The 2726-nt window shown below is 70.4% G+C and carries 3 protein-coding genes and 1 pseudogene; 2 read left to right on the top strand and 2 right to left on the bottom strand.

The genetic code is table 11. From position 1 onward, the window contains the following. A partial coding sequence (locus QR77_RS40140; RefSeq protein WP_063798222.1) for an oxidoreductase occupies window positions 1–759 on the bottom strand: 759 nt, incomplete at its 3' end. Window positions 760–899: 140 nt separating this feature from the next. Between QR77_RS40140 and QR77_RS40135 the strand changes: the two genes are divergently transcribed. Next, complete coding sequence (locus tag QR77_RS40135; RefSeq protein WP_052489460.1) at window positions 900–2033, top strand: SGNH/GDSL hydrolase family protein; 1134 nt, start codon at window positions 900–902, stop codon at window positions 2031–2033. Here QR77_RS40135 and QR77_RS40130 read toward each other — a convergent pair. Further along, complete coding sequence (locus QR77_RS40130; protein ID WP_040026834.1) at window positions 2020–2520, bottom strand: Lrp/AsnC family transcriptional regulator; 501 nt, start codon at window positions 2518–2520, stop codon at window positions 2020–2022. The genes QR77_RS40135 and QR77_RS40130 overlap by 14 nt on opposite strands. A gap of 36 nt (window positions 2521–2556) precedes the next feature. Here QR77_RS40130 and QR77_RS50120 point away from each other — a divergent pair. Next, a pseudogene (locus tag QR77_RS50120) lies at window positions 2557–2726 on the top strand (hypothetical protein); the annotation flags it as partial.

Genomic DNA, 2726 nt, shown 5'->3' with positions numbered 1-2726 from the left:
CTCGGCCGCCGCGACCGCGCCCGCTCCGAGGAGCAGCCGCAGCGGCGGCTCGTCGAGTGCGGCGACATCCATGATGATCCGGGCCGCGCGCGCCGGGTCGCCGGGCTGGTTGTCGCTGTTGGCCTCCCGGTAACGGTTCATCGCGCCCACCGTCGCGTCGTAGTCCTCGCCCACCTCGTACCGGCGCATGGACGAGCCCTGCCAGTCGGTGCGGAACGCGCCGGGCTCGACGATGGTGACCTTGACGCCGAGGGGACCGACCTCGTTGCTGAGCACCTCGGAGAAGCCCTCGACCGCGTACTTCGCGGTCTGGTACGCGCCCATTCCCGGTGTGCCGCCGACCCGGCCGCCGATGGAGGAGAACTGGAAGAAGTGTCCCGAGCGCCGGCTCCGCAGCACGGGCAGGGCCGCCCTGGTGACGTTGACGACGCCGAAGAGGTTGGTCTCGATCTGCGCGCGGAAGTCGTCCTCCGGCATCTCCTCGATGGGTGCGGAGTTGGCGTAACCGGCGTTGTTGACGACGACGTCGAGTCCGCCGAACGCGTCGAGTGCCGCCGCGACAGCGGCCCTTGCGGCCGCCGCGTCCGTGACGTCGAGCGCGGTGGCGCGTACCCGGTCGCCGTACTTCTGTACGAGGTCGGCCAACTGCTCGGGGCGGCGGGCGGTCGCGACGACGTTGTCCCCTGCTTCGAGGACCGCCACGGCCAGCTCCTTCCCGAAGCCGCGTGAGCTGCCGGTGATGAGCCACGTCCGTGTCATGTCCGGTTTCCTTCCACTGGCGCGGCCCACAGCCGCAGGCCACACATCAAACGATAGTTCGCCTATCACTTAAACGCTAACACGACTGTCCGAACAACTGGCTCTGGAGGCTCCTCGTCCAAGATCGGTAGGGTCGTCCCATGCCGATACACACACACCCGTCCGGCGCGCCCGGACCCTCCGTCGTCACCTGGGCGGCGAGCGCCGACCGACTCGACGTACCGGCCGCCGCCGACCGCACCTACCGACTGATCGTCCGTACGAGCGTCGGGGGCCAGGCGCTGCGTGTCCGGCTCTCCAACGCCTTCGGCGAACAGCCCGTGGCCCTCGGGCCGGTGTACGTCGGCGAGTCGGCGGCCGGCGCCGAGGTCGCCGCAGGAACGAACCGCCCGCTGACCTTCGGCGGGTCGGCGACGGTGACCGTCGCCCCCGGCGCCGACGTGTACAGCGATCCGCTGCCCGGCGCCGTACGCGAGCGGGCCGACCTCGCCGTGAGCCTGTACGTACAGGACGCGTCCGGCACGGCGACCGGACACCTGCGCGCCGGGCAGACCTCGTACACCGGAAAGGGTGACCTGGCGGGCGCGAGCGGCCCGGCGGGCTACACCGAGGAGATCAGCTCCTGGTTCCACCTCGACGCGGTCACCGTCGAGGCGCGGGAGCCGGGAACCGGCGCTGTGGTGACGTTCGGCGACTCGATCACCGACGGCTCCGCCTCCACCGACAACGCGAACCTCCGCTGGCCCGACCAGCTCGCCCGGCGACTGCTGGCCGACCCGGCGAGCAGCGTCAAGGGCGTCGCCAACGCGGGCATCTCCGGCAACCAGGTGCTCACCGACGGGGCCGGGGTCAGCGCGCTGAAGCGGCTCGACCGCGATGTGCTGTCACACGACGGGGTGCGTACGGTGCTGCTGCTGGAAGGCGTCAACGACCTCAAGGCGGAGCACCGGCCGACCGCCGACGACCTGATCACCGGCTACCGGGAGATCATCGCCCGCGTCCACGCCGCCGGGAAGCGCGTCATCGGCGGCACGATCCTGCCGTTCATCGGCTGGCCGGGCTGGTCGGAGGAGGCCGAGGCGCACCGCCGTACCGTCAACGCCTTCGTCCGGCACAGCGGGTCGTTCGACGCGATCGTCGACTTCGATCTGGCACTGCGCGACCCCGAGGACCACGACCGGCTGCTGCCCGCGTTCGACTGCGGCGACCATCTGCACCCGAACGACGAGGGCATGCGGGCCCTGGCCGAGGCGGTCGACCTCACCTCGCTGTAGGGCCGGCGGGCCCCCTGCGGTCGTCCCCGCCGACGGGATCGATCCGATCCGCGGTGACGTGCTCGTACACCAGCGTCGTCTGTACGTCGGCCACCTCGCGGCGCTCCGTGAGGCGGTCGATGACAAAGGCGTACACGCCGTCGACACCGGGGACGGCGACATGCAGCAGGAAGTCGTGCGCGCCGGAGGTGACGAACAGTCCGATCACCTCCGGCAGCCGCGCCGCCCACTCACGGAATCCCTCGATGACCGGCCGGGCCGGCGGCCTGATACGGACCGAGATGAGCGCCTGCACCGGCCGCCCCATCGCTTCGAGGTCGACGGCCGCGTGATAGCCGGTGATCACACCGCGCTCGCGCAGCAGCTTCACGCGCTCCAGCGAGGTCGAGGGCGAGACCCCGGCCCCGGCGGCCAGGTCCCGGTTGGTCTGCCGTGCATCGTTCTGCAACTCCCGCAGCAGAGCCCGGTCAACCGCATCAAATTTCATGAAGGACCTCCTTTGGCGTACGGCATACGGCGCTCGATGACAGGGCCGGTATGTCTGCCTAGCGTATGCGGGTATACGCATACGTCCTCAAGGAGCTCCATGTCCCTCCCCGAACTCACCCAGGAAGACCTCACGACCCACGAGCCGACCCGTAAGGCACGGCTGAAGTGGGTCATCGTCGTGGACGGGAGCCTGCCGGCGGGCCG

Source organism: Streptomyces sp. 150FB (genome assembly GCF_000818195.1).
Classification (GTDB): domain Bacteria; phylum Actinomycetota; class Actinomycetes; order Streptomycetales; family Streptomycetaceae; genus Streptomyces.
The sequence above is the reverse complement of the archived record's forward strand: the minus strand, read 5'-3'. Positions and strand labels throughout refer to the sequence as shown.